This is a genomic window from Acinetobacter sp. DL27 (assembly GCF_055810995.1).
The window spans coordinates 1914028-1937949 of the sequence record NZ_CM147947.1; the positions used below are offsets into that span (position 1 = coordinate 1914028).

24 protein-coding genes are annotated in these 23922 nt (G+C 40.5%); 14 read left to right on the forward strand and 10 right to left on the reverse strand.

The annotated features are described in order from the left end of the window. Nucleotides 1-12: 12 nt before the first annotated feature. Nucleotides 13-1200, reverse strand: a complete 1188-nt coding sequence (locus AC0KVP_RS09305) for an O-succinylhomoserine sulfhydrylase (protein ID WP_473336220.1) — start codon at nt 1198-1200, stop codon at nt 13-15. A gap of 142 nt (nt 1201-1342) precedes the next feature. Between AC0KVP_RS09305 and AC0KVP_RS09310 the strand changes: the two genes are divergently transcribed. Beyond that, nucleotides 1343-2434 carry an alpha/beta fold hydrolase gene (locus tag AC0KVP_RS09310; RefSeq protein WP_473336223.1) on the forward strand — a complete coding sequence of 364 codons (1092 nt, stop codon included), beginning with the start codon at nt 1343-1345 and terminating at the stop codon, nt 2432-2434. A gap of 15 nt (nt 2435-2449) precedes the next feature. Beyond that, on the forward strand, nt 2450-3322 hold the full coding sequence (locus tag AC0KVP_RS09315; RefSeq protein WP_010326781.1) for an NAD(P)-dependent oxidoreductase: 873 nt from the start codon (nt 2450-2452) through the stop codon (nt 3320-3322). A 71-nt stretch (nt 3323-3393) separates the two neighbouring features. Here the strand turns inward: AC0KVP_RS09315 and AC0KVP_RS09320 are convergent, their stop codons facing one another. Further along, nucleotides 3394-4107 (reverse strand): transglutaminase-like domain-containing protein, encoded by a 714-nt coding sequence (locus AC0KVP_RS09320; RefSeq protein WP_473336228.1) that lies wholly within the window; start codon nt 4105-4107, stop codon nt 3394-3396. A 380-nt stretch (nt 4108-4487) separates the two neighbouring features. On the opposite strand from AC0KVP_RS09320, the gene AC0KVP_RS09325 reads away from it, so the two are divergent. The 3 genes from AC0KVP_RS09325 to AC0KVP_RS09335 all read left to right on the forward strand — a co-directional run bounded on the left by AC0KVP_RS09325 (nt 4488) and on the right by AC0KVP_RS09335 (nt 6571). Further along, complete coding sequence (locus tag AC0KVP_RS09325) at nt 4488-4757, forward strand: YARHG domain-containing protein (protein ID WP_279681781.1); 270 nt, start codon at nt 4488-4490, stop codon at nt 4755-4757. 30 nt (nt 4758-4787) lie between these two features. Continuing rightward, a complete protein-coding gene (locus tag AC0KVP_RS09330) occupies nt 4788-5201 on the forward strand; it encodes an HIT family protein (RefSeq protein ID WP_004697031.1) in 414 nt (137 codons plus the stop codon). Nucleotides 5202-5473: 272 nt separating this feature from the next. Next, entirely contained in the window at nt 5474-6571 is a 1098-nt protein-coding gene (locus AC0KVP_RS09335) for a porin (RefSeq protein WP_473336237.1), read from the forward strand. A gap of 104 nt (nt 6572-6675) precedes the next feature. On the opposite strand, the gene AC0KVP_RS09340 is transcribed toward AC0KVP_RS09335, so the two are convergent. Beyond that, complete coding sequence (locus AC0KVP_RS09340; protein WP_473336240.1) at nt 6676-7296, reverse strand: YidB family protein; 621 nt, start codon at nt 7294-7296, stop codon at nt 6676-6678. 108 nt (nt 7297-7404) lie between these two features. Next, nucleotides 7405-7872, reverse strand: coding sequence for a DUF6231 family protein (locus AC0KVP_RS09345; protein ID WP_473336243.1), 468 nt, complete (start codon nt 7870-7872; stop codon nt 7405-7407). Between the two features lie 34 nt (nt 7873-7906). On the opposite strand from AC0KVP_RS09345, the gene AC0KVP_RS09350 reads away from it, so the two are divergent. After that, nucleotides 7907-8776, forward strand: coding sequence for a DUF2797 domain-containing protein (locus AC0KVP_RS09350; RefSeq protein WP_473336246.1), 870 nt, complete (start codon nt 7907-7909; stop codon nt 8774-8776). Between the two features lie 82 nt (nt 8777-8858). Here AC0KVP_RS09350 and AC0KVP_RS09355 read toward each other — a convergent pair whose 3' ends face one another. The 3 genes from AC0KVP_RS09355 to AC0KVP_RS09365 form a co-directional block, all read right to left on the reverse strand. Then, nucleotides 8859-10724 carry a SurA N-terminal domain-containing protein gene (locus tag AC0KVP_RS09355; protein ID WP_473336248.1) on the reverse strand — a complete coding sequence of 622 codons (1866 nt, stop codon included), beginning with the start codon at nt 10722-10724 and terminating at the stop codon, nt 8859-8861. 131 nt (nt 10725-10855) lie between these two features. Continuing rightward, nucleotides 10856-11128: an HU family DNA-binding protein gene (locus AC0KVP_RS09360; protein ID WP_004697018.1), complete on the reverse strand. Its 273-nt coding sequence runs from the start codon at nt 11126-11128 to the stop codon at nt 10856-10858. Nucleotides 11129-11296: 168 nt separating this feature from the next. Then, entirely contained in the window at nt 11297-11764 is a 468-nt protein-coding gene (locus tag AC0KVP_RS09365) for a phasin family protein (RefSeq protein ID WP_004984677.1), read from the reverse strand. 193 nt (nt 11765-11957) lie between these two features. Between AC0KVP_RS09365 and AC0KVP_RS09370 the strand changes: the two genes are divergently transcribed. The 8 genes from AC0KVP_RS09370 to fdx all read left to right on the forward strand — a co-directional run bounded on the left by AC0KVP_RS09370 (nt 11958) and on the right by fdx (nt 18146). Then, nucleotides 11958-12605, forward strand: a complete 648-nt coding sequence (locus tag AC0KVP_RS09370) for a hypothetical protein (protein WP_473336250.1) — start codon at nt 11958-11960, stop codon at nt 12603-12605. A gap of 113 nt (nt 12606-12718) precedes the next feature. Next, complete coding sequence (locus AC0KVP_RS09375; protein ID WP_004697011.1) at nt 12719-13192, forward strand: Rrf2 family transcriptional regulator; 474 nt, start codon at nt 12719-12721, stop codon at nt 13190-13192. A gap of 1 nt (nt 13193) precedes the next feature. After that, nucleotides 13194-14411, forward strand: a complete 1218-nt coding sequence (locus AC0KVP_RS09380) for an IscS subfamily cysteine desulfurase (protein WP_148826000.1) — start codon at nt 13194-13196, stop codon at nt 14409-14411. Nucleotides 14412-14515: 104 nt separating this feature from the next. Next, on the forward strand, nt 14516-14902 hold the full coding sequence (iscU, locus tag AC0KVP_RS09385) for a Fe-S cluster assembly scaffold IscU (protein WP_004697007.1): 387 nt from the start codon (nt 14516-14518) through the stop codon (nt 14900-14902). A gap of 36 nt (nt 14903-14938) precedes the next feature. Continuing rightward, nucleotides 14939-15259: an iron-sulfur cluster assembly protein IscA gene (gene iscA / locus AC0KVP_RS09390; RefSeq protein ID WP_004697006.1), complete on the forward strand. Its 321-nt coding sequence runs from the start codon at nt 14939-14941 to the stop codon at nt 15257-15259. A gap of 119 nt (nt 15260-15378) precedes the next feature. After that, nucleotides 15379-15894 (forward strand): Fe-S protein assembly co-chaperone HscB, encoded by a 516-nt coding sequence (hscB, locus tag AC0KVP_RS09395; protein WP_473336255.1) that lies wholly within the window; start codon nt 15379-15381, stop codon nt 15892-15894. Nucleotides 15895-15931: 37 nt separating this feature from the next. After that, nucleotides 15932-17791: a Fe-S protein assembly chaperone HscA gene (gene hscA, locus AC0KVP_RS09400; protein ID WP_473336257.1), complete on the forward strand. Its 1860-nt coding sequence runs from the start codon at nt 15932-15934 to the stop codon at nt 17789-17791. A gap of 16 nt (nt 17792-17807) precedes the next feature. Beyond that, entirely contained in the window at nt 17808-18146 is a 339-nt protein-coding gene (gene fdx, locus AC0KVP_RS09405; protein WP_004697000.1) for an ISC system 2Fe-2S type ferredoxin, read from the forward strand. Nucleotides 18147-18224: 78 nt separating this feature from the next. On the opposite strand, the gene AC0KVP_RS09410 is transcribed toward fdx, so the two are convergent. From AC0KVP_RS09410 to mfd, 3 genes are all read right to left on the reverse strand, one after another. After that, nucleotides 18225-19688 carry an adenylate/guanylate cyclase domain-containing protein gene (locus AC0KVP_RS09410; protein WP_004984691.1) on the reverse strand — a complete coding sequence of 488 codons (1464 nt, stop codon included), beginning with the start codon at nt 19686-19688 and terminating at the stop codon, nt 18225-18227. Nucleotides 19689-19746: 58 nt separating this feature from the next. Further along, a complete protein-coding gene (locus AC0KVP_RS09415; protein ID WP_004696995.1) occupies nt 19747-20181 on the reverse strand; it encodes an HIT domain-containing protein in 435 nt (144 codons plus the stop codon). A 231-nt stretch (nt 20182-20412) separates the two neighbouring features. Then, a complete protein-coding gene (gene mfd, locus AC0KVP_RS09420) occupies nt 20413-23871 on the reverse strand; it encodes a transcription-repair coupling factor (protein ID WP_473340484.1) in 3459 nt (1152 codons plus the stop codon). Nucleotides 23872-23922: the final 51 nt, after the last annotated feature.

Sequence of the window (23922 nt, forward strand, 5' to 3'; positions counted from 1 at the left end):
AAAATTAAAAAATTAGATTAAGTCTAAACCACGTGTGATATCGCGAATAATATCATCAATATCTTCTAAACCAACAGAAACACGAATTAAACCTTCACGAATTCCTGCGGCTTGTTTCGCTTCTGGTGAAAGTTTGCCATGGGTAGTCGTTGCAGGATGGGTAATGGTCGATTTCGCATCGCCCAAGTTGCCTGTAATTGAAATAAATTGGGTATTATCAATAACAGTCCAAGCCCCTTCACGCTCGCCTTTCACTTCAAAAGAAACGATCCCACCAAAGCCTGTTTGTTGCTTCGCTGCAAGCTCATGCCCAATATGCTCAGGTAAGCCTGCGTAATACACTTTTTCGACTTTCGGGTGTGTATTTAAGAATTCTGCTAGCTTTTGCGCACTTGCTGAATGCTCACGCATACGTAAACGTAAAGTCTCTAAGCCTTTTAAGAATACCCATGCATTGAAAGGACTCATTGAAGGCCCTGTAGTACGCACATAACCAAACACTTCTTCGAGTAGTTTATGACTACCCACTACTGCACCACCAAGAGCACGACCTTGACCATCCAAATACTTCGTCGCTGAATAAATCACCAAGTCCGCACCAAACTCAATTGGACGCTGTAATACTGGCGTACAGAAACTATTATCAATTGCTAAAAGTGCGCCATTGGCATGTGCGATATCAGCAAGTACTTGAACGTCTGCCACTTCAGCCAAAGGATTCGACGGAGACTCAACAAAGAGCAATTTAGTTTCAGGCTTAACGGCATTTTTCCATGCATCTAAATCTGTTAAATCAACAAAGTCGACAGTTACACCAAACTTAGCCACATATTTTTCAAACAAAGATACGGTCGAACCAAATACCGCACGTGAACAAATCACATGATCGCCCAGTTTTAAAAATGACATTGCCACGGCCATAATTGCGGCCATACCTGAACTGGTTGCCACTGCACGTTCTGCACCTTCTAAAGCAGCAAGGCGTTTTTCAAACATTGCAACAGTTGGGTTGGTAAAACGCGAGTAGATGTTCCCTGGCTCTTGACCTGAAAATTTTGCTGCGGCCTCTGCTGCATTTTCATAGACAAATGATGAAGTTAGAAAGATAGGTTCGCCATGTTCTCCCTCGAAACTACGCGTATGCCCAGTACGAATGGCTAAGGTATCTAATTGGTATTCAAATTCGTCTTGTAGGCTCATGGCTCTGGTTCAGTCGACAGACTGCCTTTGTAAAGAATTGCCAACATTTTGAGCGTCTAGGCTATTTAAGGTCAAGGTAAAATACGCGAATATTGATTAGACTTCGATCAAACTTTCTGCTTATTTGAGATCTAAGACCTATATGCACTCTTTAAAAACTAAAATTTCAACGCATCAAAATAAATTAAAGAATCTTTCTACGCGCATTTTTAATGGAAAGTCACTCATTTTGTCACAAAGCACAGCTTATGAAGTGATTGAAACATTTGATCTGACCCAAATTCGCTATTACGCACCTGAAGTGCGTAAGTATAAAGAGCCCTTAGTTTTTGTGGTCCCGCTAGCCATCAATATGTCTATTTACGACCTTTATCCTTATCGCTCACTGGTGAAGTACTTCCAACAGCAAGGTTTTGCCGTATATGTGATTGATTGGGGGAAATTAAATATTCATAACCGTCATTTTAACTTTCTGACGTTTATTGATCATTATATTCCACTCTGTATACAAAGCATTTTAAAACATAGTGATAGCGAGCGAATTTCTCTGCATGGCTGGAGTATGGCTGGCATTTTCGTGACCTTGTATACCGCCCTGCATCAACCTAATTTTGTGAAAAATTTAATGGTTTTGGGGAGTCCAATTGACAGTTATAAATCTGGTCGAAATGGACAGTTCTTTGCATATCTCAATCGAATCATTTCAAAAAGCAAAGCATTACAACAACAAATTTATCAGGGTAAAATACCGAAGCGTCTGCTTCATACCTCTGGGGGCTTAAATACTTTTGGTTTTAAAATCATTGATCCTATCGGTTGGTTTCAAAGTCATAAGAACCTACTGCTTAATTTAGATGACCATGAAGCCTTGTATGAACATGCCACCATTGGCGGTTTTCTGAATCGTATGATTGATTATCCCGGCGGCATCAACCAAGACATGCTTTTTAATGTTTGGCTGCGTAATCCACTCAAAACTGGACTAATCACATTAAATGAGAAAAGCATAGCTTTAAAAAATATACAGTGCTCGTTGCTTGTGGCTGCGGGCACAACAGACCAACTTGTTACTGCAGAGGCAGCTCAGCCATTAACCCAATTGACAAGTAGCACCGATGTCACGTTTACTCTTATCCCAGGGGGACATTTAGGACTGATGTCAAGTAAGCGTAGTGCCGATGAATTTTGGCCACAGTTGGCTCAGTGGTTAAGTGAACGTTCAAGTAAAATTTAAATACTAAGGTTTGACATGATTCAGTCAGTTGCATTTATCGGTCTAGGCGCCATGGGTTATCGCATGGCATCACACTTACCTAAACACTTTGAACACGTGTGGGTATGGAATCGCAATTTTGATAAAGCAAAACAACATGCAGAAGCCTATGGCACGCAGGCAGTGGAACTTGCGCAAGCAGTTCAGGCCGATGTAGTCTTCTCTTGCCTTCCAACCAGTCAAGATATTGAAGACTTACTTGCGCAAGTTGAGCTTAAAGCAGGCAGTATTTGGGTCGATTGCACCAGCGGTGTACCCTCTTCTGCAAAAAAAGTAGCTGAACAGCTTAAACAACACGGTGTGGACTTTTTAGATGCACCTGTGAGTGGTCAAACTATTGGCGCTGATAATGCAACCCTTACGGTTATGATCGGTGGTGATACAGCTGCTTTTGAACGCGCATTACCAGCCATTCAAGCGTTTGGTAAACTGATTAAACACGTGGGCGAATCGGGTGCTGGTTTTGCAGTTAAAGCCGTAAACAATATGCTTTTGGCTGTGAACCTCTGTGCTGTTGCCGAAGGGTTTACCACCCTAAAAGCCCATGGCGTAAACTTAAATGAAGCATTAGATTGCATTAATGCGTCGAGTGGTAAAAGTGGCGTAACTGAAACTGTTTTACCACAGCGTATTCTGAACCGCAGCTTCCCGCTTACTTTTGCACTCCCTCTATTAGCAAAAGATACAGGCATTGCCGTTGATTTAGTCCGCGAAGCAAAACTATCCGCACCTGTGATTGGACTGGCTCAAAGTTTAATTCAAACTGCCAGTGATTTATCTGAAGCAGACAGCGATTTTTCTTCCGCAGTTAAACTATATGAGTCATGGAGCAAAATTACTTTAGAGTAATGCTTATCATAGTCAGTCATACTTTAACTTCAATTATAAGTTAAGCTATTTCTATGGCCGAACAAAAAGCCTCATAAAGAGGCTTTTTGTATATTTCTAATTTTATTGACATTTTGATTCATTAAGTGTCTGACTACATATTTAAAAGCCATACGTTGTATCGGACTAAGTTCTTGTTGGTGCATATTATAAAAATCATCTGGGCTATCAAATAAACCGAAATTTTGGTTAATCCCCTTGTCTTGGATAAAAGTATCATTCAAATTCCAATCGATAGGTGGATTTTCAAAGTTCTCGGTAAACACCCCAAAACCACAAAAAGTTTTTGTTTGATGCTTATTTATACTTTGTAATTTTTCTAGATAAAGTCGATCAAGAATTACACCCTCCAAAATATACCATTGTCCACTCACATGAACTTCGACCCAACTATGCAAAATATTCTTGGGCGATAACTTATACCAAATGCCTTTGATTGCACCTTTTTGTAAGGCTTTATCGATGGTAAACCCATGTATCCGAGTGGCTACAACCACCGCTCGGAGTAACGCCATCAATAACGTTGCTTTGGTATTACACTGACCATAACCGTCGCTTAAGACTTGAGATGCCTGTATCGTATCTCCCGTGTCATAGCCAAATTGAACTTCATCACGAACAAAGTTATAAATATTCCTCACCTTATTAACTTCATCAAGATCTCTCCATTTGCGTTGTTCAATCAAATTTTTAATCGATGGATGGTAATAATCTAAAATCGGCGTCTGTTCTAATAGTCTTTGCATACTCAGCTCTCCAATAATGAATAACTTAAAAAAATTCATTGCTAATCGTAAAAAATTCCTGAAATAGAATTTGAGATGAGGCGAATATTAAAGGTTAAAAAAGCTGACGCACCGAAGCACTGTGGCCCTCTCAATGAAATCTAAAAATGTTAGAGCCTAAAAAAAGTTGTAAAAAATAGACTAAATTACATAAAAAACTTAAATATCCATTTCTATCTACCATCTTAAAAGCTATTGATATATATAAATTTTATGTATTATATGCAGCAATTATGAAGTAAAATTACAATTGAGTAAGAACTCACCATTGAATAAACAGAACAAACCCCTATAAAGTAATAGCGTGACTACATACAATGTTACAAACTGAGGAAATTCTCATGAAAAAGTTGACTGTAGCGGTTTTTACCAGTCTTGCAACATTAATCGGGGCGCAAAGTTTTGCGGCATCGCCTGAGCAAGAGTGTCAAAAATTAAAAGATGATCATGATGTCATTTATGCATCTAAAGGTTTCTGTTTTAAGGACCCTGAAGCGAAAGCAAAATTTGGCAATGATAATTGCTACACCACTAAACCGAAATTCTCTGAAAAAGAGCAACAACGTCTTGACGCGATTAAAGAACGTCAAAAAGAATTAAACTGTAAGTAAATCAGTTTAAGCGAAACTTAAGGAATAGACATGGCTTACGATGAGCAAAACATTTTTGCACGAATTTTACGTGGTGAACTTCCAGCCATTAAAGTATATGAAGATGACCAAGTTCTTGCATTCATGGATATTATGCCTCAAGCAGACGGTCATACTTTAGTCATACCCAAAACACCTGCGGTGACTTTACTCGACCTCCCTGCCGATGCTGCTGCCTACACCATTCAAGTGGTACAAAAAGTAGCAAAAGCCATTGAAGTCGGTTTGGATGCCCAAGGCATTGTCCTCATGCAACTGTCTGGAGCTGCTGCTGGGCAAACCGTTCCCCATGTACATTTCCACCTCATTCCGAGTTCGGTACATGAGCTAGGTAAGCATGCCTTGCAAATGGGTGATCAAGAAAAAATCAAAGCACAAGCAGAAAAAATTCGTGCTGCTTTGTAATTCCATCCATTCAATCAAGGAGCTTCGGCTCCTTTTTTTAGGCCTAAAAATAAATAAGATCAATAATATAAGTTCTCAAAATCAAGCTTAACAATTTATCGCGGAAATGCATTTGACATTGAGTTGTTTAATATTTTTGTAATATTCCCTTAATATTAGTGACTTATTTGTAATCAATAATGAGCGCCAAGAGACAGAAGTCTGATGAATAAAAAGACGACTGAATAACCTTTTATAGACGAATCAACAAAAAGTCTTTCTTGGAGCTACACATGAAAAAAACACTTTGCGCATTAGCAGTTGGGGCAACTTTACTTACACCAGCTTTAGCGATGGCTGCTGACGTAAAAATTTATGGCCGTGCGCATATTTCTTTAGACTATCTGGATGATGGCGCTGACTATAACGAAGTTGGAATCTCTTCAAACTCTTCACGCTTAGGTTTCAAAGTAGAGCAAGAACTTGAAAATGGCATGACTGTATTTGGTCAAATTGAGCAAGAAGTTAACTTCGCAAGCGGCTCTGCTGATGATAAAGGCGTAGATTTTGCAACACGTGATACTTTCGTAGGTTTAAAAGGTGACTTCGGTCAAGCACGTGTAGGTCGTTTTGACAGCCCATTCAAGGCTGCACGCGGTCCAATCAACTTCTTTGGTGACATGGTTGGTGACGTACGTAACGTAACACGTGTTGGTGATTTGAAGTTTGATGAGCGTAATGACAACACTATTGAATATAAATCACCTAAATTTGGTGGTGGCTTCAATGTACTTGCAGCACTTTCAATGCACAAGGGTACATCTATCGCTAAAGATGGAACAACAAAAGAAGGCGTTGAAGACAATAAAGCTTACGATCTAGCTTTAACCTATAAAGAAGGTAACATCGACTTTGCAGCAGCATATGAGAAATATGAAGATAACTCTGCAACGACATCGCAAAATGTTTCATCAACAGGAATTAAAGCTGAACGCGATGCTTTCCGACTAGCTGGTTCATACAAAATCACACCTGATTTCAACCTAGGTGCGATGTATCAAATTGCTCAATACGATCATGATGATCTAAGTGATTTTGATGCTCAAGTATTCGGTATTGCAGGTGAATACAAACTTACGCCAAAAACAGCTCTACGTGGTGAATACTTCTACCGTGATGTCGATGCTGATGATGCAAATTCAAGTTTAGTTGCAATTGGTGTTGAGCACCGTTTGGATAAAGCAGTACGTGTTTATGCCAACCTTGCAACCATGCTAAATGATAAGAATGCTAATCTTACGCCATGGAAAGAAGGTCGCTCATACTCTATTAGTGGTGAAAAAGACGAAAATGCTACAGCACTTTCTTTAGGTTTCCGTTACGACTTCTAAGTTGACGCTCCCCTAAAAATTAAAAAACACGCTTCGGCGTGTTTTTTAATTTAGAATTTTAAGTAATAAAACAGCCATTCTAGAACGGCTGTTTTATTGTGAATTTAGCGTTTTAAGAAACCCGAAACTAAGTTCAATACCTGTTGAATATCCGCGTTGGCTTCTTGAGGGTTGGTTTGTCCGGCTTGCGGGGTGAGTGAGTCAATAATTTGCGGTAATACTTGTGAAATAGCACTATATACATCTTGTTTAGGTGCATTCGCTTGCTCTGCAACTTGCTCCACCGCGGCATCATCAAACAAGTTTTGCACTTGCTCTGGATTTACACTGGCGTTTTCTCCTGGTCCTGTAGAAACCCAGTCCTCAACCTGACTGCTTAAACCTTGCCCTTTGAGTTTATCTAAAGCTGCCTGCAAACCACCTTGCTGTTGAATCCATGCCAAAATCAAAGGCAATACTGCAATCAATAAACTTTTTCCACCGCCTGCGAATCCTGAGTTCTGCGAGTTTGGCGCCTGCTGCGACTGCCCACCAGTCAAACCACCCAACACCGAGCCTAAAATATCACCCAGACCACCCTGTTGTGTTTGGCCTGTACCACCCACTCCGAGTTGTCCAAGCACCGAACCCAAAATTCCACCCAAACCACTTTGTTGGTTTGACTGTTGCTGACCGCCCATGGCCTGCTTTGCTAAAATTTCTATAATATTATTCAGGTTCGTCATCACTTTATCCTTTTTAGGTTTTTTAAACAGCATACGATGTTTAAAAAAACCCTATAGAGATAAATTGTTAATTTTTGCTATGAATGGAAAAATACAGTCGCAGTCAAATCACCAACGGAATTTATTCCAGTTTTCAGGATTCGCCCAAAACTTTGAATTAAACCAGTCAGGCACATGCTTATAGGTCAAAATATTAAATTGCCATAAAGCAAAGTCTTTACCATGCGTCGTTTTATCGATTAGTTGAGTAAAACCTAAAGCACGAAGTAGTTGTTCATCCTGCAATTGACTCACCACCACAATACGCTTTGCCATCAAATCTCTTAAACGCACCAATAGTTGTGATTTTTGTTGTGAGCTTATATTTTGCATTTCTGCCGTGTCAAAAAGCACAAAACCTAAATCATAGCGCTGGGTAAAAGGCAGACTTAAAAAGTCAGATACGCTAAAATATTGCCATTGAATAGATTGATGATGATTTGGGCTGAGATCCTGCCCAATGCACAATGCAGTTGTAATAGGCTGTTCTTGAGATAAATCGTCTAGCATAGAAGTAATGACGTTCAGTTCAGCCATAACCGCATCCTTAATATTGAGTGAGTAATTCTGTATGGAACTTCAAGGCATTTGCCATAAAATGCATGCAGGTCTTAAGGACCTTAGTGTAACTGATCAACATACACACAAGGCAAATGTTGAATATAAATTTATCCTAGATCGTTCAGAAGTTGACCTTCCTTTTAACTTGGGTCAAGAAATCGAGATTGAATGGACTGGTAAAATCTTCTGTGTTTCATGTGGTGCGAAAACATCTAAATCGTTTTCACAAGGCCATTGCTTCAAGTGCTTTAAAACCAAAGCCTCTTGTGACATGTGCATTATGAAACCTGAAACCTGTCACTACCACTTAGGCACTTGCCGAGAAGACAGCTTCGCGCATGAAGTTTGTTTCCAGCCACATATTGTTTATTTAGCCAACTCAAGTGCTCTAAAGGTTGGGATTACACGGATTAGCCAAATGCCAACCCGTTGGCTCGATCAAGGTGCAACCCAAGCCCTTCCAATTATGAAAGTCGGTTCGCGTCGTCTTTCAGGCCAGCTCGAAATTATGTTTGGCACACAAGTGGCAGACAAAACCGATTGGCGCAAATTACTCAAAGGCGAAGCTGAACCACTCGACTTGATTGAAGTTCGCGAACAACTCATCGAAGAGTTTGCACCTAAAATCCAAACCATTCGTGAGGAATTTAGTCAAAACCTTGAGTTCAATGAAACGGTTGAGCTTTTGGAAACTGTACTGCCGCGCGAGTTTGTTTATCCAGTTGAGCAATATCCTGAGAAAATTAAATCCCACAATCTGGATAAAACTCCCGTGATTCGCGGCAAGTTACAAGGGATTAAAGGTCAGTACCTGATTTTAGATACAGGCGTGATTAATATTCGTAAATATTCAGGTTATGAACTCAAAATTCGTGCCTAAGCCTGTTTATCCTTAAATAAAATTTGTTTATCTACACACATAAAAAAACCTGCACGAATGCAGGTTTTTTTATGACATGCGATTATTTAATTTTTGCATGTGCTTTTAAGTATTGCACATAATCTTCAGCTTCTTGCTGACCACGAAGTTGTTGATATAACTTCGAAAGCTCAGCCAATTGCTCATCCGTCAATGCACTAGACGTCGTCTTGTTTACGTTTGATACCGCGACCACCACCATTTCTGTTGGCAATAATGCTGTTGTTACAGACCACAGTCCTGCTTTTGGTGCCGCTTGGCTAAACGCCGCACGCTCAACTGCACGTGGTAAGCCTTGTGAACGAATAAACACTTGCGGTGCAGTAAAGGTCAAACCGCTCTTGGCAACAACTGATACTGCTGGTTGAGTTTTAAAGTCTTTTAAACTTTGAGCAATTTTGGCTTTAGCAGCATCATAAGCTTTTTGTTCAACCAATTTTGCTTTCACACGTGGTGTTGCTTCTTGGAGCGTTTGGACACCTGCCGCATGATAATCACGTACTTTTGCCCAAACCACATCCCCATTCGGAAGTTGAATACTGCTGGTCGCGTTACGATCACCGTTTTTAACGTCATCGTTAAACAGTTTCACTTTTACCGCAGCATTACTTAAGACAGGGTGTTGTGTAGATAAGGTCATACCTTTCACAGTTTGAACTTGTACACCTTTAACTTCTTGCGACACCACGTCTAAAGCATCTGAGTCTACAACCAGTTCATTTAGACTGTTTACAGTGTCAGAAAATGCATTGGCTGTTTTATTCTTTTGAACTTCCACAGTCAAACGTGCTTTTTCATTTTCAAAAGATGGCAACTTCACAGCTGGCGCATCAGTTTCAATGACATGGTAACCAAATTCAGTTTTTACAGGCACTGACACTTGACCTGATTTAAGCGATGCTACAGCTTGGTCAAAAGCATCACCAAAAGTGCCTTTGTTATAAACGGCTAAAGCACCACCATTCGCTTTAGATGCAGTATCTTCAGAGTATTGAGCCGCAGCTGTTGCAAAGCTTGTGCCTGATTTAATTTTTGCAACAACTTCTTCTGCACGTTTTTTCGCTTCAGCATCTGTACGTGCATCGGTTGTAATCAGAATATGTTTAACCAAAGGCGCAACATTATCTTTTTGTGCTTCAACAAACTGTGTATAGGCTTGCTGCAACTCAGCATCAGTTACAGGTGAAGCAGCAGCAGGTACATTGGCTGGCGTTAACAACACATAGTCAACATCTACACTTGCCACTTGTTTAAACATGGTTGGGTGTTGCTTGTAATAGTTTTCAATCTCTTGTGCTGAAACCCTGACGTTCTTTTTATATTCATCAAGATTTACATTGGCAAACTGCACAGTACGCTGTTCTGTTTGTAAGTTAGCAATTTGTTGAATATCTAGTTTACTCACCAATGCATAATCAACAAAAGTCGAACGCATCATTTTTAATGCATGGTCTTGACGTAAGTTTGCAACGAGCGCATCACTACTCATACCCACAGACTGCAAATAGCTTGAATAACGCGTTTCTGAAAATTTTCCATTTTCTTGAAAACTTGGCTGTTGAGCAATCATCTGTTCAATTTGAGTATCACTGAGTGAAATGCCCAGCTTTTCAGCCTGTTGTAATAACAAAGTATTTGCGATCAGTTGGTCCATCGCTTTATCTTTAATAAAGCTTTGGTTGAGTAAAGTTTCATCCCCATTGGCATAAGCTAAGAATTGTTCTTTAAAGGAAGCGGTTAAGGTCTCTAATTCCTTTTCAGAAATATCTTGGCCATTGACTGATTTCACAGCGTCTTTTGATCCGCTACTAAAATATCCTTCAATACCTACAAGTGCTAAAGGGGTCAAAAACAAAATGAGCAAAGCTTTGCCCAACCAACCCTTAATAACTTTACGAAAAGATTCCATAAGTATTCCAATATTTTATTTGCCCGAGATTTTAACTGAAAAGCAGCAATGAATGAATGTGTTATCGACACATTTTCTAATGTTTAATAAAAAACGCGCCGAAAAGGCGCGTTTAGTATTTATTTAAAAGATTAAGCAACAGAATCTTTTAAACCTTTACCAGCTTTGAAGCTTGGTACTTTGCTTGCTTTAATTTCTAAAGTAGCACCAGTTTGTGGGTTACGGCCAGTACGTGCAGCACGTTCTTTCACGTTGAAAGTACCAAAACCAACAAGTGTAACTGTATCACCAGACTTAAGCGCTTCAGTGATTGAAGCAATTGTAGCGTCTAAGGCCTTACCAGCATCAGTCTTAGACAATCCCCCTTTCTCTGCAATTGCATCAATTAATTCTGATTTATTCATGTGGATCGCGTCCTCTTAATATCGTTTATTTAAGGTCCAAAAATTTAGTATAAATTACCGTAACGCCTTTATAGCAATGCTTTAGGTGAAAACGCAATACTCTGTATATGCTTTTTTGGAAAATAAATCACAAAAAAACGTTGAAAAAGGTACAAAAGCACAACCAGATCACTTTTTATTCACTTTTTCGTTTAACTTCTTATTTTCTTCAATCAAAACATCGATTTTATCATTAAGTTGAAGAATCAGGTTTTCTAAGTACTGAATATCTTTAACCGTGACCAATCCAATCCGGTTTAAGGAGTGATTTACCCCGCGATCTACAATCTTCTCAACCTTGTCTTTAGTATCCGTCACCGATTCACGCGCTTTTTCAGATACCTTTTCAACCGTTTGGTCAGCAATCTCAGTGGTTTTAGATTCTAACTCTTCGCCGACTTGGACCAACGAGTCAAATAATTTATTCCCCTCTTCCTCTGCACGTGAAAAAGCGCCCAAACCAGCTAACCAGATTTGCTTGGTATACTTTCTAAAATCCAAACTATTTTTACGGTGAAAATGATGCTTAGTTTTTGTTTTCTTTAGTGTTTCATCTTCTTGCGAAATATCATCTAACTCTATATCTGCTTTTTCCATTAGCACCATCTCCTGCATGATTTATGTGCAAAAACATCCAAAAAATCTTATAGATTGCACTATACTAGCAAATATTAGACTTGATCGATTTGTAAAACTGTTCTACAAAGCATCTTTATTACATTTTTATTTTTAAGTCTGAAGTTTTTGCGAGCAGGATGCTCATTTCAGGTCAGGATTTAGGTTACTACTTATGAGTGATTCTCAAAAAGAACACAATCAAACACATATGCTACTCACTATGGTGATGATTGTTCTTGAGACGATCTTTTCTCTTATTTTAAAACACGACCGCGTGGTTGCACTTCACTGTAAAAAGTTTGTTGAGCAAAATATTGCGATTAAAATAAATAGCTACCTGCCTTATTTTGACTTCTATATCACCTTTACCGCTCAAGGTGTTTTATTTGACGCCAAAGCACCTGAAAAACCGGTCGACCTAGATGTACGCACCACATTGATGGATTTAATTAAAATTTTCGTCTTTGGAAACCGTCGTAGTATTAAAACCATGCGTATTGATGGTGACATCACCTTAAAAGATGAGTTCCGAGATTTAATTTTACATTTTAGTGCACCTAAAGTTCTTGCCGATTGGAAAAACTGGTTAACTGAACCAACTGATCCACAAAATGTGGTTGCATCTAAAAAGCGCATTGCGCCACTTTTAGAGAAAATTGAAGAACAACGTTCTAAAATCAACACTCTACAGATTGAAGTAAAACAATATAAAAATCGTATTCGCCGTATCGAGCAACGTCAAAAACGTATAAATGTCACATTTTTTGTGTTTTCTATACTTTTGATTAGCTTATTGGTATATAATATTTGGCTTGCATAACTACATAATATTTCAAGCAAATTAAATACGCACAATCCCTATTAAAAAAACTTGACTATTTTAGTCAGGATTCTTAAAATCGGCACATCTAGTCTAATCATGTGTATCGAATCATGCGCTTAACAACTCGCGGACGCTACGCAGTGACTGCTCTACTTGATTTAGCTTTGCAGCCAACTGAACAAACGATCACGCTTGCAGAAATTGCAGCTCGTCAAACTATCTCTGTTGCTTATCTTGAGCAGTTATTTGCGAAATTAAAGCGCCATGGCTTAGTTTCTAGTATTCGTGGTGCCAATGGTGGTTACCACTTAGCTCGTCGCGCTGATGAAATCACGGTATTAGCAGTTATTGAAGCTGTAAACGAAACAGTTGATGCCACTCGCTGTGACCATAAAGGCAACTGCCAAAATGGCGCAATGTGCTTAACTCACGATTTATGGCAAGAACTCTCCCATCACATTGCCGACTATCTCGCTAAAATCACTCTTGCTGACCTTGTAGCACGTGACAACGTTCAAAAAGTTGCCATTCGCCAAAATACAGCACCTTCAGATTCAGCCCTTTTATCGGTAACAGGTATTTGACATGAAACGTCCAATTTATCTTGATTATGCAGCAACAACTCCTGTAGACCCGCAAGTCGCTGAACGCATGATGGAATGTCTGACATTTGACGGCACATTTGGCAACCCAGCATCTCGCTCTCATGCTTACGGTTGGCAGGCAGAAGAGAAAGTAGAATATGCACGTGAACAAGTTGCGAACTTGATCAAAGCAGATCCACGCGAAATCGTTTGGACTTCTGGTGCAACTGAATCAGATAACTTAGCTCTTAAAGGCGTAGCACAATTCTATGCGTCTAAAGGCAAGCACATTATTACAAGTAAAATTGAACACAAAGCTATTTTAGATACTTGCCGTGAGCTTGAGTCTGAAGGTTTTGAAATCACTTACCTTGAGCCACTTCCAAACACGGGTTTAATTACTCCTGAAATGGTTGAAGCAGCTATTCGCCCAGACACTATTCTTGTTTCACTTATGATGGTAAACAACGAAATTGGTTCTGTGACTGATGTTGCGGCAATTGGTGAAATTACTCGTGCACACAAGATCTTCTTCCATGTCGATGCGGCGCAAGCTGCAGGTAAAGTTGAAATTGACCTTTCAACCATGAAGATTGACCTTATGAGCTTCTCTGCTCATAAAATTTATGGCCCTAAAGGTATTGGCGCACTCTATGTACGTCGTACTCCACGTGTTCGTTTAAAAGCGCAAATGCATGGTGGCGGTCATGAACGCGGTATGCGTTCTGGTACACTTGCAACACACCAAATCGTTGGTATGGGTGAAGCATTTGAACTTGCAGGTAAAAACTTAGCTTCTGAACAAGCACGCATTCGCGTACTTCGTGACAAGCTTTGGAATGGCTTACAAGACTTAGAACAAATTTTCTTAAACGGCCACCCAACACAAAACGTTGCGAACTACTTAAACGTAAGTTTCAACTTTGTTGAAGGTGAATCGTTAATGATGTCGTTGAAAGACGCTGCTGTATCTTCGGGTTCAGCTTGTACTTCAGCAACATTAGAACCTTCTTATGTATTACGTGCACTAGGTTTGTCTGACGAACTTGCGCACAGTTCAATTCGTTTCAGTTTTGGTAAATACACCACTGAAGCAGACATTGACCATGTACTTACAGTGACGCGTTCCGCGGTTGAAAAACTTCGTGAACTTTCTCCACTTTGGGACATGTACAAAGACGGTATCGACCTTTCTACAGTTGAGTGGGCTGAACACTAATTTTTCCCATTGAAGTCATTCACATACTGGATGGCTTCATTGAAAAATCAAGTTTTGACCCCATATTTAATATTAACGCTGACCCCGAGGTTTGGAGACGCATCATGGCTTATAGCGAAAAAGTAATTGACCATTACGAAAACCCTCGTAATGTAGGTGTATTAGACAAAAATGCTGAAAACGTAGGTACAGGTATGGTCGGAGCACCTGCATGTGGCGACGTTATGCGTTTACAGATTCAAGTAGATGACAACGGTGTGATTGAAGAAGCACGTTTTAAAACTTATGGTTGTGGCTCTGCTATTGCATCAAGCTCTTTAGTGACTGAATGGCTAAAAGGCAAAACTTTAGATCAAGCTCAAGCGATCAAAAACATTGATATCGCAACTGAACTTGCTCTTCCTCCAGTAAAAGTACACTGTTCTGTACTGGCTGAAGATGCTATTAAAGCTGCTGTTGAAGACTACCGCAGCAAAAAATCTAAAGCTTAATTGCTTCGCATTTTAAAGAAAGATTAGGGAGTTTTCATGATCAACTTAACTGAAAATGCTGCAACTCATATCAGCAATTATTTAAAAAATCGCGGTAAGGGTGAAGGTATTCGCGTTGGCGTGAAAACTTCAGGCTGTTCTGGTTTGGCTTATGTGCTTGAATTTGTCGATTCAATTGATGCACATGACACCACCTTTGAGCAGTTTGGGGTGAAAGTATTTGTAGACCCAAAAAGCTTGGTTTATCTCGATGGTATGGAGATGGACTACGTGAAAAATGGTTTAAACGAAGGCTTTGAGTTTAACAACCCAAACAAAAAAGGCGAATGTGGCTGTGGTGAATCTTTCACCGTATAACAGTTCATTAACTTGCTTTTCAACATTAAAACAGTGTGTATCACACTGTTTTAATTGCATTTACATAGAGTGTTTTTGCTTTCGCAATGACCCCCAATTTAGCGCGGAATCCCTCTCCTATGAATCATTTTGAGTTGTTTAACCTCCCAGTAGCACTCGATATTGATTTAGCAACCTTAAAATCAGAATTTTTAAAGTTGCAGCAACAATATCACCCAGATAAAGCTCTCGATAAAGATCAAGCCCTCATAAAATCAAGCGAGATCAATCAAGCATTTAAAGTTTTATCTCAGGTTGATAGCCGTGCAGGATATTTATTAGGATTAAAAAAACAAGATTATCATCTTGATCAATCCATCAATGATTTTGAATTTCTCCAGTCTGCCTTAGAAATCCGTGAACAACTTGATGAAGCTCGTTCAGCAGATGAATTACAATCACTCAAATTAGACGTTCAACAATGGATTGATGGTTTAGTCCGCGAATTCAAAATTGATTTTGAAGAGGAAGATTGGGCTGAGGCACGTGATGATGTCCGGAAACTTCGCTTCTTTGTAAAAGTCATGCATGACATTGATAAAACTGAAGATCGTTTTGAAGATGACGATAGCTTTGATTTAGATGATGAATTTTAACTTATTTTTAATTTTTGACGCTCAAAGGATGTAACACATGGCTCTCTTGCAAATTGCAGAACCTGGACAATCAAGTGCGCCACATGAACACCGTATTGCCATTGGTATCGACTTAGGTACAACTCACTCTCTAGTTGCAACTGTACTTTCAGGCAAAGCAAAGGTTTTGCATGATGAACAAGGTCGTGTCTTACTCCCATCGATCGCGCATTATGGTGTAAACCAAACCCAATATGGCGACGAAGCGAAACCATTTTTGACTGCCGATCCTAAAAACACCATCGTTTCAGTCAAACGTTTTATGGGACGCTCTAAAGCCGACATTAAGTTTCAACACCCCTACACTTTAGTGGGTGAAGATAATCAAATGCCTGCTTTTGAAACTGCTCAGGGCCGCAAAACTCCTGTCGAAGTGTCCGCTGAAATTTTAAAGCAACTGAAAGATCGTGCTGAAGTGAGCTTAAAAAATGAAGTCAATGGTGCAGTGATTACTGTTCCTGCATACTTCGATGAGGCTCAGCGTCAAGCGACACGTGATGCTGCGCAACTTGCGGGTTTAAACGTATTGCGTCTTTTAAATGAGCCTACTGCTGCTGCGGTTGCGTATGGTCTGGACCAAGAAACCAATCTTGCGCATGATCACAACTATGTGATTTATGACTTGGGTGGCGGTACGTTTGACGTTTCAATTTTACGCTTTTCACAAGGCGTATTTGAAGTGTTAGCAACGGGTGGCCATACCGCATTAGGTGGCGATGATCTCGACCGTTTAATCGTAAAATGGTCAAAAAAAGAACTCAACATCGAACAGTTCGATGACACTGAATATGCACACGTTTTAGTTGCTGCACGTAAAGCCAAAGAAGCTTTAACCGATGCAGAAAGCGCTCATTTACAAGTCCTAGAGCACAGTTTGACTCTTGATCGCACGACATTTGAAAGCATTATCAAAGTTGCTTTAGATAAAACGATTAGTGTCTGCAAACGCGTCCTCCGCGATGCCAAACTTGAACTCAGCGACATTCAAAACGTGGTTTTGGTCGGTGGCTCAACTCGTTCTTATGCTGTACAAAACGCTGTACGTGATGTGTTTGCTCAAGAGCCATTGTGTACCATCAACCCAGATGAAGTTGTTGCTATTGGTGCGTCGATTACAGCCAATCAGTTGATTGGAAACACAGCCGATGGCGCATTACTGCTTGATGTAACTCCGCTTTCTCTCGGTCTAGAAACCATGGGCGGCTTGGTTGAGCGTCTTATTTCACGTAATACCGCAATCCCAGTTGCACGTCGCCAAGAGTTCACCACCTACCAAGATGGCCAAACCGCGATGCTGATTCATGTGGTTCAAGGTGAGCGTGATTTGGTTGAGCATTGCCGTAGCTTAGGTCGTTTTGTCCTTCGCGGCATTCCACCCATGACTGCGGGTCAAGCACGTATTGAAGTGACCTTCCAAGTGGATGCCGATGGCCTACTGACGGTTTCAGCTAAAGAAACAACCTCTGGCGTACATGCAAAAATTGACATCAAACCATCATATGGTTTGGCTGATAGTGACATGGAACGCTTACTGCTCGATGGTTATAAGTTTGCTGAAGAAGATAAAAATCTTCGTCACTTACAAGAAACTAAAGTTGAAGCAAAACGCGAACTCGAAGCTTTAGAGCAAGCCCTAAAAGTGGATGCTCACCTGCTCACGAATGAACAACAAGTTGCATTAAATGCAGCCAAAACTTCATTAGAAGCAACACTTGAAACAACAGAAATCAAAGCAATTGAATCTGCTGTTGAACAGCTTAAAATACACAGTGATGCTTTTGCAGCAGCACGTATGAATCAGCATATCGATGCAGCGCTGAAAGGCACAAAACTCGACGACTGGTCAAACTCAAACTAATTGATAGGTAAAGACTATGCCACGTATTAAAGTTCTCCCACATGCGCAAATCTGCCCAGAAGGTGCTGAGTTTGAAGTTGAACAGAATGCGAATCTTTGTGAAAGCTTACTGAAAAATGGAATCAAAATTGAACATGCGTGTGATATGTCCGCTGCATGTACAACGTGTCACGTTGTGGTACGTAAAGGCTTTGACAGTTTAGAAGAAATGAATGATGTTGAAGCTGATCTACTGGATCGTGCTTGGGGCTTAGAACCTGACTCTCGTTTGTCTTGCCAAGTAAAGTTAGTGGATGAAGACTTAGAAGTTGAAATTCCTAAATACACGATTAACCACGCATCTGAAAATCACTAATTTTTTCAAAGTGTAAAAAAGCCACTCATTGTAGTGGCTTTTTTTATGACTCTCGTTTTTATATCTCATACCATTAAATTAATGATATTCATTTTTCTGAACAGGCTCTATTACTTCATCTTCAAGATTGAGTTTGACGATACCTTGCGAGTTGGTCATCTTCTGTTGAGTTTGAATGCGTTGAATCATTTTTTCCAAGACTTGAATCAACTGCGGATATTCAAAATTCTGCACTTCATCTAAGTTCAGCAGTAAATGAAACCCTTTATATTCATAATCAAACCAGCGCTGATAGTCTGATTTTTGCGAGGTATATTTTTCAACGACTTGCCACGTCTTCACAGCACCTTTAATCCCTTTGAGGAAAATTGGTGCTTTCGGTGCACAAAGATAGTCATTTTTTACTAAATTATGCGTATCGTCCGAAATCAATATTTCATCCACTTGTGCTGCACTTTGTAAGCGTGCAGCAAGGTTTGCATCACGACCAACAATAGTATAAGCCATACGGTGCGATGCGCCATAATTCCCTACGTGACAATAACCTGTAGAAATCCCCATACGAATATGCAATGGTGGATAACCCATTTTCACCCAACGCTCGCGCAGGATTTTCATTTGCTGACGCATTGCCATGGCCATTTCCAAACAGTTTTGAGCATCACGCTCCACACCTTCGGAATTAGGGTCACCAAAGAACACTAAAATTGCATCGCCCATGAATTTATCTACAGTACCTTCATATTGCTTGGCAATCTCGGTCATGTGTTTTAAATAATCATTGAGTAGGAATGCTAAATCATCCGGAATTAAGCTTTCAGAAAGCTCGGTGAAACCCTGAATATCTGAAAAGAAAACTGTCAGTTTTTTACGTTTGTATTCAATTTTCGCTTCAGACTCACCTTTCATGATCGATTGCCACAACTGAACTGGTGCATAGCGACTCAACTGATTGGCAAACTCCATATAACGGTTCATCTGATCAAAATAGTGATTTTTCCGGCGGTATATGTCTTGCATTTGGTTGCGCTGATAATAGCTACCCACGCCAAAATAAGTGGTGAGGCACAAAAAGCCCAATACGATCAGTTCGGTACTGGTAGCCTCGAAATACTCACCAAAACCAAAGACAAAGATAATCGAGATATAAAAGACAACCACCCCAATCAGGCTGGCCAAAGACACCATCAAAAAAGAAATTTTATTGCTAATAGCCGTGTAAAGCATAGCAAAAATGGTTAAAAATGTGAGGACAATACTGAGATGTACAGCGGCTAAAATGATCGCTGTAATGACAATATCTATAACAAACATCACGCCGCGTCGCATCGTATTATTGAAGCGATAACCTAACCACCTTGAAAATGGTGGTGTGATCAATAACACAATGAGCAACAGCAGCGGCACATAAATCTGATATTGCGTATCTGCCATCGTATAATGGTAAACGATGGTTATTAAAGACAGCATGCCATATCCCATCACACGATGGAAATACTCAAATTGTTTGGGCTCTTTAGATAACCAATCGTCTAATGGCACTGCTCGTTCCCCACTATGCGCACGATCAAATCATCCCTGATTTGATTTCTCACGTGTATTAGTCCATACGCCAATCAAATGGCATATCACCTTGACCACGTAGTGCAAGCATTAAAGTTTGACGCATATGCGCAAGCACTTCATTGCTATAAGGAACAGCGGGTGTACCCCAAACTGGTTTTGGCCATGCGACGTCGTTTTGATAACGCACAACATGGTGGAAATGGAGCTGCGGAACCATGTTACCTAAAGCAGCAACATTCATTTTGTCAGCACGGAATACACGAGCCAATTGGCTTGATAACCAGCTTGACTCACGTAAAAACTGTTCTTGGTCGGCTTGACTGAGTTCATATAACTCAGTGATGCCTGGCACGCGTGGAATTAAAATTAGCCACGGGAATTGCATATCATTCATTAAGCGACATGTTGAAAGTGGAAAGTCGCCTACAAAAAACGTATCTTGAGCAAGTTGTGGATGCAAACTAAACATATCTTTATAAATGATGCAAATTAGAATAATGGCTAATACTATCACATCCAATCAGAGGTGAATATTGCAAGCAATGTGTTTCAACACAAATAAACTACGTTTTACTTTGAACTACATCACATTTATTACTTTAATAAATTTCATCAAAAAATCAAGTCTTTCTTTTTATAGCGCAAGTCGGCAAGAAAGACCTGATATCTGTATGAAATCACAGCAAATTAAAGATAAATTTTAATGCAATTCTTTCAACAAACTTTCCAATAAGTCATTGATAAATTGAATCCGTTTTTCATATTCCTCTAGCATTACCATCACCTTTAAGCGCTGACCACCCTCCATCCTAAAAAAGGTCGGATGTTTCTGCATCATCTGAATAATACTAATCGCCTGAACGGGAGTATCTGGTGAGAATTCAATCGCACCACCATTGGCAGCAATATCGACTTTGGTAATGCCCAGTGTTTCCGCTTTCAAACGCATCTGATGCACAGCAAAAAGCTGCTTCACAGGTTGTGGTGGTATCCCAAAACGGTCAATCAACTCCATACGAATGTTATCGAGTTTTTCCTGACTGTCCGTATTACTAATGCGCTTATAGAACAATAAACGCTGATGGACATCTCCCAGATATTCATCTGGAATCAAAGCCGGCATATGTAAATTGATTTCTGCGGTCAGTGAGAGTGGCGCATCGAAATTCGGTGTTTTGCCCTTTTGAATGGCTTTGGTCGCCTTTTCAAGCATCTCCATATATAAACTATAGCCAATCGCTTGCATGGATCCACTTTGTTGCTCGCCGAGTAACTCACCCGCTCCACGAATTTCCAAGTCTTCCGTCGCTAACATAAAACCCGCGCCTAATGTCGATGCCCGCTGAATCGCATCTAGACGTTTTTCAGCATCGCCTTTTAATCCTTTGATGGATGGCACCAACAGATAGGCATAGGCTTGGTGATGCGAGCGCCCTACACGCCCACGTAGTTGATGCAACTGCGCTAAACCTAGCTTATCTGCCCGCTCAATTAAAATGGTATTGGCATTCGGAACATCAATCCCTGTTTCAATAATGGTTGAGCAGACCAGCACGTTATATTCTTTATGGTAAAACTGCTGCATGACTTGTTCTAACTCGCGTTCACGCATTTGACCATGTGCAACAGCCACACGTGCCTCAGGGACCAGCTCTCGAAGAGTCTCCGCTGCACGCTCAATAGTTTCTACTTCATTATGTAGGAAATAAACTTGTCCACCACGCAGTAACTCACGCAAGATGGCTTCTTTAACTGAATCACCCGTATGTTCTTGCACAAAAGTTTTTACCGCTAAACGTCGTGCAGGTGGTGTGGCAATAATCGATAGATCGCGCATGCCACTAAAGGCCATATTTAAAGTCCGTGGAATTGGAGTTGCAGTCAGAGTCAACATGTCCACATCTGCACGCATGGCTTTAATCCGCTCTTTATCACGTACACCGAAGCGGTGTTCTTCATCCACAATCATCAAGCCTAAGTCTTTAAACTGGACACTTTCTTGTAAAATTTTATGCGTACCAATCACGATGTCGACTTTGCCCTCAGCTAAATCCTCAATCGTTTTCGTATGTGATTTACTACTGCCAAAACGTGATAAAACTTCGATACGAATAGGCCAGTCTGCAAAACGGTCTTTAAAAGACTCATAATGCTGTTGGGCCAGCAACGTCGTCGGCACCAAAACAGCCACTTGTTTGTTGTTCTGTACCGCTAAAAATGCTGCGCGCATCGCAACTTCGGTTTTACCAAAGCCCACATCGCCACAGACCAAGCGATCCATCGGTTTAGCCAATTGCATATCATACAAAGTCGCTTCAATGGCATTGGCTTGATCGAGTGTTTCCTCATAGGCAAAGCCACTAGCAAACTGCATATATTGACCTTGATCTAGCTCAAAACCAAAACCTGGTTTGGCTTGGCGACGGGCTTGGATATGCAATAACTCCGCTGCTACATCATGGATTTGCTCCAACGCTTTACGCTTTGCTTTGCTCCAAGCATCAGTACCCAGTTTATGCAAGGGTGCTAGGTCTGGGTCGCCGCCACTATAACGGCTGATCAAATGTAAATTGGTGACAGGAACATAAACTTTGGCAGCATCCGCATAATCGAGCTGCAAGAACTCGTAGTCTTGATCATCAATGCTTAAAGTAACTAAGCCCGCATAACGCCCCACACCATAGTCGATGTGCACCACTGGCGCGCCCATACTCAACTCAGTCAAGCTTCGGATGAGAAACTCTTCGGAAACCTCTTGCTGACGTTTACGACGACGCTGTACAACACGATGTTCATACAACTGATTTTCAGAAATGATACTAATGCTGTCTTTTAATACCAAGCCACGCTCTAATGGCGCACTGGTAATTGCAATGGCATGCAAGGATTTTTGAAATTCAGCAAAATTCTCAACATTAGGAATCTCTCCCAATGTGGCGCGCAAGGCATCTTTTAAAGTTTCACGACGTCCCGCGCTTTCAGCAACCAGTAATACTGGATGGTTAGCAGCATCAATATACTGTTTAACCGCATGAAAGGGCTTTTCATGTTTAGGATCGACCGCTAAACGTGGTGGAAGCTCAGTGTTTAAATTGGTCACACCCGCTTTTAGATCAAAAGCCTCGACTGAGGCAATAATGCGGGGAAAGGTATTGAGCTGTTCTAAAACTTGATTGGTCGAAATAAAAAGCTGGTTAGGGGCTAAAATTGGCTGGTCAACATTATGACGACGGTCTTCATAACGTCGATCGATTTCTTTCCAAAAACTGTCTAAACCATCATCAACTTGCTTATCTGTAATGACAATGGAATGACTTGGTAAATACGAAAGCAGTGTACTTTGAGCTTCCATCTGCGCAGCACTGAAAAAGAGTGGGAAATAGAATTCGATACCTGGTGATGCAATCCCTTCTAACACATCCTGATAAATTGGATTTTTCTTTGGATTTGCCGTCGGAAACATTTCTGCATAACGATCACGAAAGATGCTGCGTGCCTCTTTTAAAGGAAACTCTTTAGCCGGTAATACGGAAAATTGTTTTAAGTTTTGCGTAGTACGCTGCGTTTCAGGATCAAAAAATTTGAGGGTTTCAATTTCATCATCAAACAAATCTATGCGAATTGGGGCAGCTTGACCTGAGGCATAGATATCCATAATGCTACCCCGAACCGCAAATTCACCATGGTCATATACTGTATCGACCAAATGATAGCCTGCTTGAATCAAACGCTTCTTTTGCTGTTCCAATTCAAACTTTTGACCAACGTGAATATCAAAGTGTTCTCCCAACACCCACGAAGTCGGCGCTACACGCTGCGCCAAGGTCGAAGCCGAAATCAGTAAGACGCCTGTTTGCGGCATATTGGATAAAATTGCGAGACGCTCAGATACAATATCTTGATGAGGAGATAAACGATCATAAGGCAGAATTTCCCAGTCTGGAAAAATGGTCGGTCGAATACCGTAAAATTCAAATTCACTTTCGAGTTGTGCTAAGTGTTGATTATTTTTTGCCACAACTACAAAGAGCTTTTTATTTTGTGTACTTAACGTTTGAATAAATAATGCAGCTGAAGAGCCGAGCAAATTTCCCAGCCAACGTTTTTCGCCTGCTTTTAGTTGTTGCACATTCAGTTGGGAGATTTCTTCTTGGAACATGGACATGACTTTAGCGTTTAAAAACATGCGTCATATACTAGCATGATGTCC

Coding starts and splice junctions, on each gene's coding strand:
- AC0KVP_RS09415 (WP_004696995.1), bottom strand. CDS start 20,181: ATGTTTAGTTTGCATCCACAACTTGCTCAAGATACGTTTTTTGTAGGC.
- AC0KVP_RS09330 (WP_004697031.1), top strand. CDS start 4,788: ATGGCTTACGATGAGCAAAACATTTTTGCACGAATTTTACGTGGTGAA.
- AC0KVP_RS09370 (WP_473336250.1), top strand. CDS start 11,958: ATGAGTGATTCTCAAAAAGAACACAATCAAACACATATGCTACTCACT.
- AC0KVP_RS09360 (WP_004697018.1), bottom strand. CDS start 11,128: ATGAATAAATCAGAATTAATTGATGCAATTGCAGAGAAAGGGGGATTG.
- fdx (WP_004697000.1), top strand. CDS start 17,808: ATGCCACGTATTAAAGTTCTCCCACATGCGCAAATCTGCCCAGAAGGT.
- AC0KVP_RS09315 (WP_010326781.1), top strand. CDS start 2,450: ATGATTCAGTCAGTTGCATTTATCGGTCTAGGCGCCATGGGTTATCGC.
- AC0KVP_RS09325 (WP_279681781.1), top strand. CDS start 4,488: ATGAAAAAGTTGACTGTAGCGGTTTTTACCAGTCTTGCAACATTAATC.
- iscA (WP_004697006.1), top strand. CDS start 14,939: ATGATCAACTTAACTGAAAATGCTGCAACTCATATCAGCAATTATTTA.
- AC0KVP_RS09365 (WP_004984677.1), bottom strand. CDS start 11,764: ATGGAAAAAGCAGATATAGAGTTAGATGATATTTCGCAAGAAGATGAA.
- AC0KVP_RS09345 (WP_473336243.1), bottom strand. CDS start 7,872: ATGGCTGAACTGAACGTCATTACTTCTATGCTAGACGATTTATCTCAA.
- AC0KVP_RS09340 (WP_473336240.1), bottom strand. CDS start 7,296: ATGACGAACCTGAATAATATTATAGAAATTTTAGCAAAGCAGGCCATG.
- iscU (WP_004697007.1), top strand. CDS start 14,516: ATGGCTTATAGCGAAAAAGTAATTGACCATTACGAAAACCCTCGTAAT.
- AC0KVP_RS09335 (WP_473336237.1), top strand. CDS start 5,474: ATGAAAAAAACACTTTGCGCATTAGCAGTTGGGGCAACTTTACTTACA.
- hscA (WP_473336257.1), top strand. CDS start 15,932: ATGGCTCTCTTGCAAATTGCAGAACCTGGACAATCAAGTGCGCCACAT.
- mfd (WP_473340484.1), bottom strand. CDS start 23,871: ATGTTCCAAGAAGAAATCTCCCAACTGAATGTGCAACAACTAAAAGCA.
- AC0KVP_RS09375 (WP_004697011.1), top strand. CDS start 12,719: ATGCGCTTAACAACTCGCGGACGCTACGCAGTGACTGCTCTACTTGAT.
- AC0KVP_RS09355 (WP_473336248.1), bottom strand. CDS start 10,724: ATGGAATCTTTTCGTAAAGTTATTAAGGGTTGGTTGGGCAAAGCTTTG.
- AC0KVP_RS09305 (WP_473336220.1), bottom strand. CDS start 1,200: ATGAGCCTACAAGACGAATTTGAATACCAATTAGATACCTTAGCCATT.
- AC0KVP_RS09320 (WP_473336228.1), bottom strand. CDS start 4,107: ATGCAAAGACTATTAGAACAGACGCCGATTTTAGATTATTACCATCCA.
- AC0KVP_RS09380 (WP_148826000.1), top strand. CDS start 13,194: ATGAAACGTCCAATTTATCTTGATTATGCAGCAACAACTCCTGTAGAC.
- AC0KVP_RS09310 (WP_473336223.1), top strand. CDS start 1,343: ATGCACTCTTTAAAAACTAAAATTTCAACGCATCAAAATAAATTAAAG.
- hscB (WP_473336255.1), top strand. CDS start 15,379: ATGAATCATTTTGAGTTGTTTAACCTCCCAGTAGCACTCGATATTGAT.
- AC0KVP_RS09350 (WP_473336246.1), top strand. CDS start 7,907: ATGGAACTTCAAGGCATTTGCCATAAAATGCATGCAGGTCTTAAGGAC.